We start from the raw sequence: 16,322 nt of genomic DNA, 5'->3' as shown, positions 1-16,322 counted from the left end.
GATAAAAAATTTAACTCTTCTAAAGATTGTATCTTAGGGCTAAGATATTTTAAGTATGGAGAAAATTGATCACACCAAATTAAAGGTAACCTCGAAAATTGAACTTTCCGGAGTTAGAACCCGTATGGAGTTAAATGAATCTAAAGAGGATATTAAAAATAAGATGAAGCAGATCAGAAAAGATCTCGGAGACTGGCAGGATAAATTATACGCCCACGGGAAATATTCTGTTCTAATATGTCTTCAGGGAATGGATACTGCAGGAAAGGATAGTTTAATTAGAGAAGTTTTCAAAGATTTTAATAGCAGGGGTGTGGTGGTGCATAGTTTTAAAACGCCCTCCAGTAGAGAACTAAAACATGATTATCTATGGCGGCATTATGTACTCCTGCCCGAACGTGGAAAATTTGGAGTTTTTAACCGTACGCACTACGAAAATGTATTGGTTACAAGAGTGCATCCTGAGTATTTACTAAACGAAAATTTACCAGGAATAAAATCTATAGAAGATGTGAATACTCGATTTTGGGAACAAAGATTTGATAGCATCAAAAAATTTGAAGAGCACCTTGCAAATAATGGTACCATTATTTTTAAATTCTTTCTTCATCTCTCTAAAGAAGAACAGCGCCAACGATTGCTGAGGAGACTGAATAAACCGAATAAAAACTGGAAATTCTCTCCGGGTGACCTTGAAGAACGTAAGCTTTGGAATACTTATCAGGAATGCTACCAGGACGCCATTAATAATACATCCACCAAAAAAGCCCCGTGGTATATTATTCCTTCAGATGATAAAGATACTGCCCGCTTACTGGTAGCAAAGATCCTCTATGAGGAGCTTATCCAATATAAGGATGTGAAAGAGCCAGAATTGGATCCAGACATCAAGAAGAATTTAGCCGATTATCGTGAGCAGCTAAGCCGGGAAAAGAATTGAGATTCGGTTCGCATAAATAAAAAAAATACTGTTATTTAGCAGCAAAAAGCAATTTCCATGAGATCATTTTGTTCTATGCTGTTACTCCTATTTTCGGGGTTAATGATGCACTCTCAATCTAATACTATCACAGACTCATTGAACATTAGAAAGGTTTATGATATGTCCCTTTTAAACGGGAAAAGCTATGACTGGTTAGATCATTTGTCGAATGAGATTGGAAGCCGCCTTTCAGGTTCCTACGGTGCAGAACAGGCGGTGCAATATACAAAAGCAGAGTTGGAAAAATTAGGCCTGGATAAAGTATGGTTGCAACCGGTGATGGTTCCAAAATGGACCAGGGGAGGGAGAGAGTTTGCCTACGTTCAAACCGGCCCGGGAGAAACCCGTAATGTGAATATTACCGCTTTAGGAGGTTCAGTAGCCACTGGAGAAGGAGGTACAAAGGCTCAAGTTATTGAGGTTCAGGGAATCGAACAATTAAAGGAATACGGAAAAGAGAATATTGAAGGAAGAATAGTTTTTTATAACCGTCCTATGCGTGCAGACCATATTCAGACTTTTGATGCCTACGGTGGTTGTGTAGACCAGAGATATTCTGGTGCAAAGGAGGCAGCTAAATATGGTGCCGTTGGAGTTATTGTAAGGTCGATGAACCTGAGAATGGACGATCTTCCTCACACAGGTTCCATGAGCTACGGTGATACTCCTGTGAAAGATAGAATTCCGGCAGCGGCAATTTCTACAAATGATGCGGAATATCTTAGCTCAATTCTAAAGATCCAGAAAGATCTGAAGTTTTATTTCAAAATGAATTGTGAGCAACATGAAGATGTAGAGTCTTACAACGTTATTGGAGAGATCACAGGTACTAAATATCCCGATGAGATCATGGTGGTTGGAGGGCATTTGGATTCATGGGATCTTGGAGACGGGTCACATGATGACGGAGCCGGAGTTGTTCAGTCTATGGAAGTATTGAGGTTATTCAAGGAAATTGGGTATGAGCCCAAAAGAACTATTAGGGTTGTACTCTTTATGAATGAGGAGAATGGTCTGCGTGGAGGTAAGAAGTATGCTGAGGTTGCTGCTTCCAAATCTGAAGAGCACATTTTTGCACTGGAAAGCGACGCTGGCGGATTTACTCCAAGAGGTTTTGGAATCACGGCTACAGATCAGCAATTTAATAAAATCTTATCCTGGAAAGGACTTTTTGAACCTTACCTGATCCATTATTTTAAAAAAGGTGGTGGCGGTGCTGATATCGGACCACTTGAAGGAGGAGATACGGTTCTGGCAGGACTAAGACCAGATTCTCAGAGATATTTTGATCACCATCATGCGGCCAACGATACTTTTGATGCAGTAAATAAAAGAGAACTGGAATTAGGTGCCGCTACCATGGCTTCGCTGGTTTATCTTGTTGATAAATACGGTCTTGGTAATATTAGCAATGACTCGGCAGAGTTACCAGATTAATCTACAATAGCTGATAAATTTATTAAAGCTTATCCCTTTCAGAGAAATCTAAAGAGGCTACCTTTGCAAACCTAAAAAATCGTTTTGCAGCTTACGGCCTATACCAAAGAATTCAAGAAGAACCTTAATATCGCCTACCCGGTGATGTTGGGTCAGTTAGGTCATGTGATGGTTGGTCTTGTAGATAACCTGATGATAGGTAGGCTGGGAGCGGCACCACTCGCGGCTGTATCCCTTGGAAATGCCCTGGTTTTTATCACCATGTCTCTGGGGATTGGTTTTTCTTTCGCCATCACTCCCCTAATTGCAGAAGCAGACGGCGCAGATGACCTGGAAGGTGGTCGTAGCTATTTTCATCATGGACTTATTTTAAGTAGTCTGAGCGGACTTTTCCTTTTTATCATGCTTTTAATAGCAAAGCCTTTACTTTATTATTTGGATCAACCGCCCGAAGTGGTTGAACTGGCCATTCCATATCTCAATATTGTAGCTTTTTCCATGCTGCCATTAATGGCTTTCCAGGCGTTTAAGCAGTTTGCAGATGGTTTGTCCCAAACCCGGTATTCTATGTATGCCACCTTGCTTTCTAACGTGGTGAATGTAGTTTTCAACTACCTGCTTATTTACGGAATCTGGATCTTCCCGAGGCTGGAACTCGAAGGAGCTGCTATAGGAACTCTAATTTCAAGGTTCTTCATGTTATGGTTCATTTGGGAAATACTACGTCGAAAATCGAAATTTGTAGAATATTTTAAGTGGTCTAAAAAAGAGATGATCAAATGGACTATCTTCAAGCGATTGCTGGCTTTAGGCTTTCCAACCGCTTTACAAATGTTCTTCGAAGTAGCTATTTTTACAGCTACCGTATTCCTTGCCGGAAACCTAGGAACCAATCCGCAGGCGGCTAACCAGATCGCGCTAAATCTAGCTTCGATGACCTTTATGATCGCGGTAGGATTGGGAGTTACCGCAACTATTAGAGTAGGGAACCAGGTAGGGTTAAAAGCTTATCGAGAGCTAAGGAGAATAAGTTTTTCAATTTTCTTGTTGGTTTTCCTTATAATGGGTGTCTTCGCCCTGCTTTTCATTTTGCTGAAAGATATTTTGCCGGGCTTTTATATTGATAATTTTGAAGTGGTAAACCTTGCCGCTCAACTGCTCATCGTTGCGGCTGTATTCCAGTTAAGCGATGGGATGCAGGTAGTGATTCTGGGAGCATTGCGAGGATTACAGGATGTAAAACTTCCTACCCTTATTTGTTTTATAGCTTACTGGGTTATCGGCTTCCCCGTAAGTTATTACTTCGGTCAGCCGGAAAGAATGGGAAGCATGGGAATCTGGATGGGATTGCTGGCGGGATTGACATCCTCGGCATTATTATTATATTTCCGCTTTAATTATCTAAGCCGAAAATTAATTAGAACTAAAGAACCTTTAATAGCTTAAAAATATGGAGCTTCCAAAATTTATACTAGGTGATAACACCGATTTACCAGATTCAATATTCGTCATACATACAGAATTTCCTCGTTTTATTATCGACCTTAAAGATGATGAAGTTGAATGGTTAGAAGATTTTGATAAGGAAGATGAAAAAGAGCTTTCCAGCGAGGCAGAAAGCCTTATCACTCAGGCCAACGAGTTCTATGATCGGGAAGTAAATCGATACGAAGAAGGATAAAAATGGAAAAACTAGCCGAATTAGACCGGGAGTTATTCCTGTACCTGAATAATCTGGGAATGGAAACATGGGACTGGCTGTGGATCTCAATTAGTGATAAATGGATGGCCATCCCACTTTATGCACTTCTTTTATACCTGATATTTCGAAAATTTGGTTGGCAGTCTACCATTATTACCATGGTCGTGGTAACGCTTTTAATTACTGCTACAGATCAGTTGGCAAATTTGTTCAAACACGGCTTTGAAAGACCTAGGCCATGCCGGCAGGAAGGAGTAATGGAATATGCTCGTTACGTGGCAGAAAGATGTGGCAGATACGGTTATTTCTCGGCGCACGCAGCGAATTCAACCGGAGTGGCTGTATTTTTAAGTCTATTATTCAAAAAACATTATCCTAAACTGGTCATTTTTCTAATATTCTGGGCTGTAGTCGTGTCATACAGCAGAATTTACCTGGGTGTGCACTATCCTGGTGACGTGATAACGGGGATGATCATAGGGTTGATCTTCGGATTTTTATTTCATCATTTAAGGAAATTTACCACTCTTAAGATCCTCAAGAAAGATCTAAGCCAGGCTTAGCAAATGCTTCGCCGCGGCGAAGGCAGTAGTTTTATTCTCCTCGATCATTTTTAATTGCTCCTTTAGGGCGTCCTTGATTTTTGGATTCTCATAAAACCGGCTTTTAAGGTAATCGTTGATGGTTTGAAAAAGCCAGAATTTGTTTTGCTCTAAGCGGTTATGATGAAAATATTCATTATCATCAACCTTCACCTTGAATTCTTTAATCATCTTCCAGATATCCTCAACACCATCATTATAAAGTGCGCTACATAATTTAACTTCAGGCTTCCATTCACTTTCTTTAGGCGGGTACAATTGTAATGCTCGATTAAATTCCAGTTTCGCGTCCCTGACAGCTTTTTGGTTATCACCATCTGCTTTATTGATCACGATCGCATCGGCCATTTCAACAATTCCTCTTTTAATACCCTGTAGTTCATCACCGGCTCCTGCCAGTTTTAAGAGCAGGAAAAAATCTGTCATGCTGTGAACGGTGGTTTCGCTTTGGCCTACGCCCACAGTTTCAATAAGGATTACATCGAAGCCAGCAGCTTCACAGAGCAAAATGCTTTCCCTAGTCTTACGTGCTACACCACCCAAAGAATCTCCACTAGGAGAAGGACGTATGAAGGCTTCTGGTTTAGTAACCAGTTTTTCCATTCGGGTTTTGTCCCCGAGTATGCTTCCATGAGAGACAGAACTGCTAGGATCAACCGCAAGTACGGCCACTCTTTTCCCCTGGTCTATTAAATAGGATCCAAAACTTTCAATGAAGGTGCTTTTTCCAACTCCGGGCACCCCTGTAATTCCTATTCGTATGGATTTATGCGCATAGGGGAGAGCCCCTTCGATTAGATATTCAGCTTGCTTCTGATGCGTTTTCTGGTTGCTTTCTATTAAAGTGATACCTTTTCCCAGGGCGGTTTTATTTCCATTGAGCAATTCTTTCAATAGGTCCTTTTCAGAAAACTTATTCTTCCTGAAACCTCTAATGCGTTTTGCTGATTCGGGACTTACATTTCCTGATAATGGCTTACTTTGAGACTCGCTTAAGGCTGATTTTTGCTGTTTTTTATTCAAACTTGGGAGGAATATTTATGACAATTTTATGAATTCGCGTTTCAGGCATCATGAAATGCTTGGTATATTGATAAAAACTAAATTACTTAAATTATTTCACGCAATGAAGAATTTGTATAAAACTAAGGTAACTACCCATGGTGGGCGTAATGGTCGCACTCGAAGTGAGGATGGAATTCTGGACATGGAACTTAAAAAACCGGAAGGTCTTGGTGGTAAAGGTGGGGATCATTCAAATCCGGAACAACTTTTTGGAGCCGGATATTCGGCTTGCTACGGTAGCGCTCTTGAAGCAGTTGCAAAAAAACATAAAGTAGACCTCGGGGATTATAGTGTTACTGCTACGGTAAAACTAGGTGAAACCGATTCAGGTAACCTTCAGCTTTCAGTAATTCTTGACTCTTACCTTCCAGGAGTTGATGTGGAAACCGGAGAGAAACTGGTAAATGAAGCACACGAGGTTTGTCCTTACTCCAGAGCAACACGCGATAATATAGATGTAACTTTAAACTTGTTATTAGACGAGTAATTTATAAGATATTATTCATTTGAAGAGGTGCCATTCGGTGCCTCTTCCTTTTTTATAGGAATGCTTATGCTGGTATTATCCCAGGCAAGGATCATATCTACAAATTCTCCAGATTCTTCGAATAGAATAGTGAATTGTTCCCGGATTATTTCAGTTTTTTCAACAGGTCTTTCCAAAACCAGAGAATCGAACCTTGGATCGCGATAAGCTTCCTTCTCGAGGTTGATACCCCATGGGTACATTTTTGAATTGAACATGATCTTCCAGCTATTTTCCATGGGAATAGTCCAAAGAGTATATTTGCCTGCTTTCAATTTACTTCCGTCTACCAGTATATCCTTGTTAGTCTCAAAGGTAGTAGCTTCATTGGCTCCTGTTCTCCATACTTCATTATACGGAACAATATTACCGAAGATCTCCCGGTCTCTTTTATAGGGCCGATTGTAGAAAACTTCAAGTTTCAAACCATCCTGGTTGAATGTTACGGTATCTTCAGGGCTATGAGCTTTTGTGGTATACCTGAAGATGAGTAAAAGAACGATGGAGAGAAATATAACAATACCACCAATCTTTAAACCAAGCTTTGTATTACTGTTCATAGGGTCTCTTTAGATTTATTTTTTCAAAAAGCCGGCCACAACGGCTTAATTCAGTGAATATTGTGAATATAAATGAGAATCTGAATTTTTTTTCAGAAATTTTGCAACGCGGGTTGTTTTGACTCGTCTTTAAAGTAACTAACCCATCAAAAACAATTTAAATTGATACAGCATAAGCTAATAGAAGCTTGTAAACAGAACAGCCGGAGGGCTCAACTCAAGCTGTACAACAAATATTGTGACGGGATGTATTACGTGGCATTAAGATTCATGAAAGATTCTATGGAGGCGGAAGATGCCATGCAGGAAGCCTTCGTGAAAGCATTCGCAAAATTGCATCAGTTTAACGGAGAGGTGACCTTCGGGGCCTGGTTAAAAAGGATCGTCATTAATAAGTGTTTAGATAAGCTAAAGGCCAAGAAAATGGAACTGGTTGCCATCAATGAACAAACCCTGGGAACAGTGGAAGAAGAGAACAACTGGCAGGTAGATGACGGAATTGGAATAGAGGAGGTGAAGGAGAAAATGGAGAATCTGCCAGAAAAATATAAATATCCTCTAATGCTTTACCTAATAGAAGGTTATGACCATGAGGAAATTAGTGAAATATTGAACATTTCCCAGGTAGCGTCACGCACCCTGGTGCATAGAGGAAAAAAGAAATTACAGGACGAACTTAAAACTTTAAGTAATGGGACAGGATATTAGAGAGATGTTTCGCAATGACGAGCATCTAGGTACAGGAAAGCTAAGCAAAGGACATCAAAAAAGATTTGAAGCCAGGCTTGAGGAAGCTCTGCCGGTTCAGAAGAAAAGAAGAAATTACGGCAGCTTCCTCCAAATCGCAGCAGTGATAGTAGTTGCGCTGGGAATTGGAGCATTCTTCCTGTTCAATAATGACGGGAATCCTGTTCAGGATAATAATCAAATCGTTGAAACTCCTGTTGAGGAGCCTGTAAAAGAAGATAACGTTCCAACTACAGAGTACAGGTTGAGCGATGTTTCACCTGAATTTAAAAAGATCGAAGATTATTATATGGCAAGTGTAAATATACAGCTGGCCAAACTGGATATGACTCCAGAGAACAAAGAACTTATAGATGCATTTATGAAGAAGCTGGAAACCCTGAATCAAGAATACATAGCCTTGAACGGCGAAATTCAGGAAACCGGTATTAATGAGGAAACGGTTGAAGCCATGATCGCGAACTTACAGCTAAGACTGGACCTCCTTAAAAAATTGAAAACAAAGTTGAACGAAATTGAACAATCAAAAGACAACAGATATGAGAACTATCAAGCTTAAATATGTGATTCTGTCACTGCTTTTTATCACTGCGGGGAGTTTTGCTCAAACCAAAAAGTTGAGTAAAAGCTATAATACCTCTCCAGATGTGAATGTAGAACTCGATTCCCGTCACACCAACATCATCATCGAAAACTGGGACAGGAACGAGGTACAGATCGAAGCTTACCTAGAAGGGGATACAGGTGACAAGGAATCCACAAAGAAACTTCTTGATGCCTGGAACCTGGAGACTTCGGCATCAAATGGAAAGATCAAGATCAAATCTTCTGGAGGCAACAACATGAATATCAATATGGATATAGATATGGCTGCTTTGGAGGGATCTCTTTCAGAATTGCCTGGTCTGCTGGAGCCTTTAATGACTGATCTTGTTGGTCCTATATTGATGAATATCTCAGAAAATCCACTGCCACCAGGTTTTGCAGAAGATATGAAAGGAATGAAATTCGATTATGATGCCTACGAGAAGGATGGCGATAAGTATCTTGAAAAGTGGGAAGCAGATTTCGAAAAGAAATTCGGTAAGGAGTTCGAAGTGAAGATGGAAAAATGGGCCAAGGAAGTAGAAAAGAATTCCGAACAATGGGAGAAGGAGTATGAGGTAAAAATGGACGCCTGGAGCAAGGATTTTGAAAAGGATATGGAAGCCTGGGGAGAAGAATTCGGCAAGAAAATGGAAGCCTGGGGAGAAGAATTTGGTAAGCAATTTGAAGCTCAGTTTGAAAATGGTGAAGGTCCCAATGTTTATGTAATTGAAAGCGGGAAAGCTGCAAAGTCCAAAAAGACCATTAAATTGAAAATTCCAAAGAATGCTAAGTTAGAACTCAATGTGCGTCATGGAGAACTAAAACTTGGTAGTAATATTAAAAACTTGAAAGCCGATCTGTCTCACAGTCGGCTTTCAGCCAACCGCATTTCCGGAAGAAACACCAATATTAAGGCGGCATATACGCCGGTTAAGGTAGCTTACTGGGAGTATGGAATCCTTTCTACAGAATTCGTTAAGAACTGTAACCTGGATAAGGTGGTAAGTATCAAATTGGATTCTAACTCTAGTGATATTGTGATAAATGAACTTCAGAAAACAGGTGTTCTAACCGGTTCTTTTGGTAAACTGGATATCAATGATCTAGGATCTGGATTTGAAACACTTAACATTAGCCTCGAGAACAGCGACCTTAAACTGAACGTTCCAGATACAGCCTTTAATTTTACATTTAACGGCATGCAAAGTTCCATAAAGCATCCTTCAGGATTTAAGTTGAAATCTACCAAGTCCTACGATAATGAGATCCTTAACGGATATTATAAATCCAGGGAAGGAGATTCCAATATCACTATAAAGGCAAATTTTAGTGATGTATTGATAAATTAAGATCTAGCTATTACATTTGGCTTCCTCAAGAAGCTGAATCACATGCAGGATTTTTCAATATTTATTTCTTCACTTACCTCTGGTTATACACCGGTAATAGGGGGCGATTATGAACAAAAGGATTTTGCTTACATAGATCTCTCTGGAAATAATACAGATCTTTTAAAACTTGAAGTTGCTTCTTCGGAAGCTTTTTCTGTATTTATAGATGAATTCTTAAGGAACAGAAATAAGAAGGCAGCTTACGGTGGTTATAATGAATTAAGGACTCTGTATAACCGAAGTGAGCTCTTTAATAATGTTGAAGCTAATCGTAATATTCATATTGGCCTGGACATTTGGGTTCCTGCCTATTCAGAAATTTTAAGTCCGCTAAACGGAAAAGTACATAGTTTCAGGGATAATCAAAATTTTGGAGATTATGGACCAACTATCATCCTGGAGCATATAGAAGATAGTCGCAAATTTTATACATTGTACGGACATCTCTCTCGAAAATCTTTAGAAGAAATTGAAATTGGAGCGCCGGTTAAAGAGGGCGAAAAGATAGCTGAATTAGGTGATTTTGAAGAGAATGGTGACTATGCACCACATTTACATTTCCAGGTAATGGAAAATATACATGATAAAAAGGGTGATTATCCAGGTGTGGTTAAAAAAGAAGACCTGGACAACTACTTAAAGAATTGTCCAGATCCTAATTTATTGTTGAAAATTTAGATTTCTCCCTACGGTCGAAATGACCTTAAATTGTTGAATTAATATAGGAGTCATTTCGAAGAAGCGAAGCGACTGAGAAATCTATTTTATAGTAAATCACGTTCAAGAAAGTTCCATTCCGAATTTAGGCTTTCAATTAAAGCAGTTTTCTTTTTCCGACTCCATTTTTTGATTTCTTTCTCCCTCCTGATCGCTTCTTTAGGATTATCAAGTTTCTCGAAATAAATAAGATGAAAGCAATTATATTTTCCAGCAAAAGATTTTTTTGACCGAATGCTGTCCTGAAAATGTTCATCTAAGCGAATAGTTAGATTATTAGTCATTCCGATATAGAGTACTGTTTTCTTTTGATTAGTGGTGATATATACATAATAATCTTTCATAACAGATTTCTCCCTTCGGTCGAAATGACTTTAGATTATTGATTATTCCTGAGTCATTTCGAAGAATCATAGTGACTGAGAAATCTCAATAAGCCATCAGATTTATTTTCTCTTCACAAAGAAAGCAACTATAGCTGAGGTTACCACTCCTACCACAAGGGCAAAAAAGAAGGATTGAATAATATAAGAGGTAAGATTAAAGTATTCCTCTGCAGCTTCTTTTTCCATTGTTCCACTTTCAACAGAATACTCTATGACATTATTAAAATAATCTGGAGTAATGAAATTGTGGGTTATATATTGACCTATAGGAGATAAAATTGCCACTACAATACTTATTACTATTCCTGAAATAAATCCCTGACTCCAGGTCATTCTGCCATTGAAAAAATTCTTACGCTTATCTAGTAATGCGAGCACATATATCACGATGGCCACAACGGCAAAAAAATTAGTGTAGATGGCATGTTGCGCTATATTTTGGTCATGCCAGCCCAGGCCTTTTTCCAGGAACATCCACGCTAGAGATACTATACTGAAGATAATTCCCCATTTAATTTCAATCGAAAACTTTTTCATTGGTGAGTTAGTTTGGTTGTCAGGTTAAAATTAGTAAAATTCTCCTATTGTCACCTGAATAAAAAAATCCCGGATAGTGGATCCGGGATTTGATGATAATTTTCTGTAAACCTATCAGGCGTCTTCGTTTAGCCTTTTAGTAGCGAAGAACCCTGCGAATAGACCTAAACCGGCCATTAGGAAAATAGTTCCCGGATAAACGATGTCTTCGTTAACTCCTAAAACTGTTCTAAGGATTTCTGCCAGGAATATTCCAATTCCAATACCTACTAAAAGCAACGCGAGATTAATAACGATTACTTTCCAAATTGGAGTAAAGCTTTTTTTACGACTGTAAAAGATGCTAGCATCTGTTCCTTTCTCAATTAGGGCAAGGCGCTCCCGGTTCCTGGCCGAGATGTAGAGATAAAATATCCCGAAAATAACTCCAAAGATAATTGGCATGATGACTACTTCTGATCCCATAATTTCTTGTTTTTTAGTGTGAAAATAATGTTCGTTTGTTTTTATGACGCCAGGTTTTCCAAACCGGTTACAAAAAAATGTAAATTTATTTTAGGGAAAATATGTAACCGATGTTCTGAAATGATCGTCATAATGCAAAATGACCAAAAACACTGACCAATATTTAATAGATCGTACTCTCGAAGGGAACATAAATTCCTTTGGAGAATTAGTGGACAGATATCAGAATTTTGTGTTTACCATCGCGATAAGAATATTGAAAGTGAGTGAAGAGGCAGAAGAAGTAGCCCAGGATAGCTTTATTAAGGCCTATGATTCTTTGAGTACATTTAGAGGAGATTCAAAATTTTCGACCTGGCTTTACCGGATAGTATATCATAAGAGTCTTGACAGAGTTAAAAAAAATAACAGACAAAGAACCTATGAATTAAATGAAGAGATCACCGAAGACAGTTTGGATAATTTAGAGAATGGTCTGGAGTTCATGGTGAAAGAGGAAAGAAGCAGAATAATAAAGACCTGTATCGATAAATTACCTGAAGAAGATGCCGCGATTATAACTTTATACTATTTTGAAGAACAATCTGTAAAAGAAATATCGAAGGTAACAGACCTTTCTGAAGACAACATAAAAATTAAATTATACCGTAGCCGGAAGAAATTATTCAACCTTTTAGAAGGCTATATCGAACCAGAAATATCAGATAGAAATGGAAGAGCGATATAATAGAGAAGATGAGCTGATGAAAAGTCTGCTCAAGGAAGCAGGAACCGAGAAACCTTCCAGTGATTTTAAAAGTAAAATAATGCTGAAAGTGGAGTCACGAAATACTGAAATATCACCTTACAAACCGCTAATTTCGAAACCGGTTTGGATACTAATAGGGGGAGGAGTGGTCGCTTCCATATTAGCATTGTATTTAATCAATACCGATTATTTTTTCGAATATGACCTGAATTTTGGTGTTTTGAGCTCTATTGAATTACCCCGTATAGATCTTTCCAGAACCATGCAGATAGCAATCGCTTTTGTAGCACTATTCTTTTTGGAGGTGCCTTTTTTGAAAAGATTGATGGAAAGGAATTATCAATTGTAATAAATTAAGGGTTTTATAGTAGTTAGGGCACTGAGCCTGTCGAACTACCGTAAATAAAAAAATCCTGAAGCAGCACTTCAGGATTTTTTTATCTAATATCTAACATCTATTCGTCAACAAGCACCCAGTCTCCTTTATCCAGAAGTGGAATTGCCTGTTTGTACTTCATAGTTTTATTTTCACCACTCATTACATTCTTGATAGTCACCTTATCGTTTCTACCAATTTTCGGTTTATCCCTAACAATGGTTTCTACTTTTTCAGGCTGACGCTGAGTGTTTCCGGCAGCCCTGCTCTGTGCTGCTCTCTCATCAAGGTTAGGAATATCCTCCTTGGTGGTTTCCATTTGCTCTTTTGGCCTGGTTTGACGCGCCTCGTGAATGTTAGGTGCTCCTGCGGGTGGTATCTCCCCTTTAAACAGGAAGGACATTACATCACGGTTCACATTTTCAAGCATCGCCTTGAAAAGTTCAAAAGCCTCGAACTTATAGATCAGTAGTGGATCTTTTTGCTCATGCACGGCTAGCTGAACACTTTGTTTCAACTCATCCATTTTTCTCAGGTGAGTTTTCCAGGCGTCATCAATAATGGCCAGAGTGATGTTCTTCTCAAAATCCTTGATTAGCTGTTTACCTTCGGTCTCATAAGCTTTTTCAAGATTTGTAACTACCTGGAGGGTTTTGGTTCCATCTGAAAACGGTACGGAAATCCTTTCGAAATTATTCCTTTCATCTTCATGAACCTGCTTGATCACTGGGAAGGCACGGTCAGCATTATGAGCCATCTTCTCATCGTAATGCTTGTAAGCAGCCTTATAAATTTCACCGGCAAGCTTTTGAGCATTCATTTTCTTGAATTCCTGTTCAGTTACAGGAGAACTCATTGAAAAACTTCTGATCAATTCGAATTCGAAGTTCTTGAAATCGTCTGCAGCTTTATTAGTTTCAGCAATAGATTCTGAAATATCGAAGATCATGTTAGCAAGATCTACACGTAATCTCTCCCCAAATAACGCATGGTATCTACGCTTGTAGATCACCTCACGCTGGGCGTTCATCACATCATCATATTCAAGCAATCTCTTACGAACACCAAAGTTATTCTCTTCAACTTTTTTCTGCGCTCGTTCAATAGATTTTGAGATCATCGAGTGCTGTATCACTTCACCTTCCTCAAGACCCATACGGTCCATCAGCTTCGCGATCCTTTCAGAACCGAATAAACGCATCAGGTTATCCTCAAGAGAAACGTAGAACTGAGAACTTCCAGGATCTCCCTGTCGACCAGCACGACCTCTTAACTGACGGTCAACACGTCTTGAATCATGACGCTCTGTACCAACAATAGCCAGACCGCCTGCTTCTTTAACTTCTTTGCTAAGTTTAATATCGGTACCACGACCGGCCATATTGGTGGCGATGGTCACAATCCCAGATTTACCAGCTTCGGCAACGATATCTGCCTCCTTTTTGTGCAGTTTTGCGTTAAGAACATTATGAGGTACATTTCTCAATTTCAGCATACGGCTCAGTAATTCTGAGATCTCTACTGAAGTTGTACCAATAAGTACCGGCCTTCCTGCATTAGAAAGATCGGTCACATGGTCTATAACCGCGTTATATTTTTCTCTTTTAGTCTTATATACTAAATCTTCTTTGTCATTTCTGGCGATCGGTCTGTTGGTAGGAATTTCCACCACATCCAGTTCGTAGATCTCCCAGAATTCACCTGCTTCGGTTACCGCAGTACCCGTCATACCAGACAGTTTACGGTACATTCTAAAGTAATTCTGAAGGGTAACGGTAGCAAAGGTTTGGGTAGCATCCTCGATCTTCACATTTTCCTTGGCTTCGATCGCCTGGTGGAGTCCGTCGCTGTATCTACGACCTTCCATGATACGACCGGTTTGCTCATCAACAATCTTCACTTTATTGTCGATAACCACATATTCGGTATCCTTTTCGAATAAAGTATACGATTTTAATAGCTGGCGAAGCGTATGAATACGCTCACTCTTTACGCTATAATCTCTAAAAAGTTCTTCTTTCTTTTCTGCCTCTTCTTCTGCGGAAAGTCCTTCTTTTTCGATTTTGGAAATTTCCATTCCAATTTCAGGCATCACGAAGAAATCAGGTTCATCTTTTCCGGATAGGAATTCAATTCCTTTGTCGGTAAGATCTATTTGGTTGCTTTTTTCTTCGATCGTGAAATACAATTCGGCATCAACTTTTGGCATTTCGCGGTTGTTGTCCTGCATGTAATGATTCTCGGTCTTCTGAAGCAACTGCTTAACACCTTCTTCAGAAAGGAATTTGATAAGCGCTTTATTCTTAGGTAAACCGCGATATACTCTAAGTAACTGGAATCCACCTTCCTTGGTATCACCTTCCTTGATGAGTCTTTTCGCTTCGGCAAGAACTTTAACCAGATATTTACGCTGAACTTCCACGATATTCTCGATGGCCGGTTTAAGTTCCATGAACTCATGAGTATCTCCTTTTGGAACTGGTCCTGAAATGATTAGTGGAGTACGGGCATCATCGATCAATACCGAATCCACCTCATCCACGATCGCATAGTTATGTGGTCTCTGTACCAGATCATCTGGTGCGTGAGACATATTATCTCTCAGGTAGTCAAAACCGAATTCGTTGTTGGTTCCGTAAGTGATATCGGCGTTATAAGCTTTCCTACGAGCTGCAGAATTTGGGCGGTGATAATCTATACAATCCACACTAAGTCCGTGGAATTGGAAAATTGGTGCCATCCAGGCGCTATCACGTTTCGCCAGGTAGTCGTTAACAGTAACCAGGTGTACACCGTTGCCGGTAAGAGCGTTGAGGTACATAGGAAGGGTAGCCACAAGGGTTTTACCTTCACCAGTTTGCATCTCGGCGATTTTACCTTGGTGCATAGCCACACCACCAATTAACTGAACATCATAATGGATCATATCCCAGGTTACCGGCTTACCGGCTGCATCCCAGGAATTACTCCAAATAGCGTGATCGTCCTCGAGTGTAACATAATCTTTTTCAGCTGAGATCTCACGGTCAAAAGCCGTAGCCTTCACCTTAAGTTCGGTATTATGGACAAAGCGTTTTGCAGTTTCCTTTACGGTTGCAAATGCTTCTGGTAAAATATCGTTTAGAACGCCTTCAGAAATTTCGTATGCTTTATCTTTTAAAGCATCTACTTCCGCATAGATATCTTCCTTTCTGGTGATATCGTCGGTTTCATCGGCCTCTTTATTAAGGGATTCAATCTTATCTTTAACTTCCTTGGTAGCTTCAGTGATCTTCGCTTTGAATTCAGAAGTTTTCGCTCTTAATTCATCAAGGCTCAGGGCTTCAAATTCAGACTCAAGGGCCTTGATCTTGTTAACTATAGGTTGTATTTCTTTTACATCTTTCTTCGACTTGTCGCCTACGAAAGCTTTTAATACAGAATTTAAAAAACTCATACTGGTTTTTTTATTTAAAGGGGTTCAAATTTAAGCAAAAAAAAAGCCTCATGAATG

At 39.4% G+C, this 16,322-nt stretch carries 18 protein-coding genes; 12 read left to right on the top strand and 6 right to left on the bottom strand.

The features are described from left to right. Positions 1–55: 55 nt before the first annotated feature. From ML462_RS00430 to ML462_RS00410, 5 genes are all read left to right on the top strand, one after another. On the top strand, positions 56–940 hold the full coding sequence (locus ML462_RS00430) for a PPK2 family polyphosphate kinase (protein WP_240711761.1): 885 nt from the start codon (positions 56–58) through the stop codon (positions 938–940). A 57-nt stretch (positions 941–997) separates the two neighbouring features. Then, positions 998–2,419 (top strand): M20/M25/M40 family metallo-hydrolase, encoded by a 1,422-nt coding sequence (locus tag ML462_RS00425; protein ID WP_423738462.1) that lies wholly within the window; start codon positions 998–1,000, stop codon positions 2,417–2,419. An 84-nt stretch (positions 2,420–2,503) separates the two neighbouring features. Further along, on the top strand, positions 2,504–3,865 hold the full coding sequence (locus ML462_RS00420; protein ID WP_240711760.1) for an MATE family efflux transporter: 1,362 nt from the start codon (positions 2,504–2,506) through the stop codon (positions 3,863–3,865). 4 nt (positions 3,866–3,869) lie between these two features. Then, entirely contained in the window at positions 3,870–4,100 is a 231-nt protein-coding gene (locus tag ML462_RS00415) for a hypothetical protein (protein ID WP_240711759.1), read from the top strand. Between the two features lie 2 nt (positions 4,101–4,102). Continuing rightward, positions 4,103–4,684 carry a phosphatase PAP2 family protein gene (locus ML462_RS00410; protein ID WP_240711758.1) on the top strand — a complete coding sequence of 194 codons (582 nt, stop codon included), beginning with the start codon at positions 4,103–4,105 and terminating at the stop codon, positions 4,682–4,684. Here ML462_RS00410 and meaB read toward each other — a convergent pair. Next, the gene (meaB, locus tag ML462_RS00405) at positions 4,670–5,746 is read right to left on the bottom strand and encodes a methylmalonyl Co-A mutase-associated GTPase MeaB (RefSeq protein ID WP_240711757.1); all 1,077 of its coding nucleotides are present in this window, start codon (positions 5,744–5,746) and stop codon (positions 4,670–4,672) included. The genes ML462_RS00410 and meaB overlap by 15 nt on opposite strands. 103 nt (positions 5,747–5,849) lie before the next feature. On the opposite strand from meaB, the gene ML462_RS00400 reads away from it, so the two are divergent. Then, the gene (locus ML462_RS00400; RefSeq protein WP_240711756.1) at positions 5,850–6,275 is read left to right on the top strand and encodes an organic hydroperoxide resistance protein; all 426 of its coding nucleotides are present in this window, start codon (positions 5,850–5,852) and stop codon (positions 6,273–6,275) included. Between the two features lie 11 nt (positions 6,276–6,286). Here the strand turns inward: ML462_RS00400 and ML462_RS00395 are convergent, their stop codons facing one another. Beyond that, entirely contained in the window at positions 6,287–6,874 is a 588-nt protein-coding gene (locus ML462_RS00395; protein WP_240711755.1) for a DUF2911 domain-containing protein, read from the bottom strand. A gap of 162 nt (positions 6,875–7,036) precedes the next feature. Between ML462_RS00395 and ML462_RS00390 the strand changes: the two genes are divergently transcribed. Genes ML462_RS00390 through ML462_RS00375 form a run of 4 tightly spaced genes read left to right on the top strand, consistent with a single transcriptional unit; the run spans position 7,037 to position 10,278 of the window. Further along, positions 7,037–7,582 carry an RNA polymerase sigma factor gene (locus tag ML462_RS00390; RefSeq protein WP_240711754.1) on the top strand — a complete coding sequence of 182 codons (546 nt, stop codon included), beginning with the start codon at positions 7,037–7,039 and terminating at the stop codon, positions 7,580–7,582. After that, positions 7,566–8,180 carry a hypothetical protein gene (locus ML462_RS00385; protein ID WP_240711753.1) on the top strand — a complete coding sequence of 205 codons (615 nt, stop codon included), beginning with the start codon at positions 7,566–7,568 and terminating at the stop codon, positions 8,178–8,180. Before ML462_RS00390 ends, ML462_RS00385 begins: the two co-directional genes overlap by 17 nt. Further along, positions 8,161–9,558: a hypothetical protein gene (locus ML462_RS00380; RefSeq protein ID WP_240711752.1), complete on the top strand. Its 1,398-nt coding sequence runs from the start codon at positions 8,161–8,163 to the stop codon at positions 9,556–9,558. Before ML462_RS00385 ends, ML462_RS00380 begins: the two co-directional genes overlap by 20 nt. 42 nt (positions 9,559–9,600) lie before the next feature. Beyond that, complete coding sequence (locus tag ML462_RS00375) at positions 9,601–10,278, top strand: peptidoglycan DD-metalloendopeptidase family protein (RefSeq protein ID WP_240711751.1); 678 nt, start codon at positions 9,601–9,603, stop codon at positions 10,276–10,278. A gap of 86 nt (positions 10,279–10,364) precedes the next feature. On the opposite strand, the gene ML462_RS00370 is transcribed toward ML462_RS00375, so the two are convergent. The 3 genes from ML462_RS00370 to ML462_RS00360 all read right to left on the bottom strand — a co-directional run bounded on the left by ML462_RS00370 (position 10,365) and on the right by ML462_RS00360 (position 11,705). Beyond that, complete coding sequence (locus ML462_RS00370) at positions 10,365–10,661, bottom strand: GIY-YIG nuclease family protein (protein ID WP_240711750.1); 297 nt, start codon at positions 10,659–10,661, stop codon at positions 10,365–10,367. 102 nt (positions 10,662–10,763) lie between these two features. After that, positions 10,764–11,240, bottom strand: coding sequence for a DUF4199 domain-containing protein (locus ML462_RS00365; protein ID WP_240711749.1), 477 nt, complete (start codon positions 11,238–11,240; stop codon positions 10,764–10,766). A gap of 114 nt (positions 11,241–11,354) precedes the next feature. Beyond that, complete coding sequence (locus tag ML462_RS00360) at positions 11,355–11,705, bottom strand: DUF6249 domain-containing protein (protein WP_240711748.1); 351 nt, start codon at positions 11,703–11,705, stop codon at positions 11,355–11,357. 139 nt (positions 11,706–11,844) lie between these two features. Here ML462_RS00360 and ML462_RS00355 point away from each other — a divergent pair, with 139 nt between their 5' ends. Further along, entirely contained in the window at positions 11,845–12,432 is a 588-nt protein-coding gene (locus tag ML462_RS00355) for an RNA polymerase sigma factor (protein WP_240711747.1), read from the top strand. After that, positions 12,416–12,802 carry a hypothetical protein gene (locus ML462_RS00350; protein ID WP_240711746.1) on the top strand — a complete coding sequence of 129 codons (387 nt, stop codon included), beginning with the start codon at positions 12,416–12,418 and terminating at the stop codon, positions 12,800–12,802. Before ML462_RS00355 ends, ML462_RS00350 begins: the two co-directional genes overlap by 17 nt. 106 nt (positions 12,803–12,908) lie before the next feature. Here ML462_RS00350 and secA read toward each other — a convergent pair whose 3' ends face one another. Beyond that, the gene (gene secA, locus ML462_RS00345; RefSeq protein WP_240711745.1) at positions 12,909–16,265 is read right to left on the bottom strand and encodes a preprotein translocase subunit SecA; all 3,357 of its coding nucleotides are present in this window, start codon (positions 16,263–16,265) and stop codon (positions 12,909–12,911) included. Positions 16,266–16,322 lie beyond the last annotated feature (57 nt).

This window comes from Christiangramia lutea, from assembly GCF_022489035.1.
Lineage (GTDB): Bacteria > Bacteroidota > Bacteroidia > Flavobacteriales > Flavobacteriaceae > Christiangramia > Christiangramia lutea.
Note: the sequence above shows the minus strand (reverse complement) of the source record. Positions and strands in the feature narration are given on the sequence as shown.